Below are 395 nucleotides of genomic sequence, written 5' to 3'. Positions count from 1 at the left end.
ATATAGAGCTCAAGCGGGTGGAGAGCGTTTGAAGAGGAGGATTGACTCTTGAGCGCGGAATTCGGAAAGAACACTGACCTTCAGACGCAGGTGTTGCTGCTCTATGCGGTGGCGATGATGCAGCCGGTCACGACCAAAGAACTCTGCAGCGTGCTCCAGGTGTCTCGCATGACCCTCAATCGTCAGTTCATGTCGTTGGCGACGAACTTCGGCGTCCTTATCCGCTTCGACGTTCAAAAGATCGGCGAGCCGGGCAGACACGGAAGCTACAGCATCGCTTCGTGGGGTGTCATCAACGCCGAAGCGTTCATGGAACACGTCCGCTATGTCATTGACGAACAAAAGGATGCGGAGCGGGCGGCCGAATAGCTCCTTTGTCGACGCATTCCTTTCGG

The 395-nt window shown here is 55.7% G+C and carries 1 protein-coding gene; it reads left to right on the top strand.

Going from position 1 to position 395, the window contains the following annotated elements:
- Positions 1–48: 48 nt before the first annotated feature.
- On the top strand, positions 49–369 hold the full coding sequence (locus H6A60_RS12755) for a helix-turn-helix domain-containing protein (RefSeq protein WP_205105234.1): 321 nt from the start codon (positions 49–51) through the stop codon (positions 367–369).
- The last annotated feature ends 26 nt before the right edge of the window (positions 370–395 follow it).

It is taken from the genome of Sutterella massiliensis, from assembly GCF_016899755.1.
In the GTDB taxonomy this organism is placed as follows: domain Bacteria; phylum Pseudomonadota; class Gammaproteobacteria; order Burkholderiales; family Burkholderiaceae_F; genus Sutterella; species Sutterella massiliensis.
The sequence above is the reverse complement of the archived record's forward strand: the minus strand, read 5'-3'. Positions and strand labels throughout refer to the sequence as shown.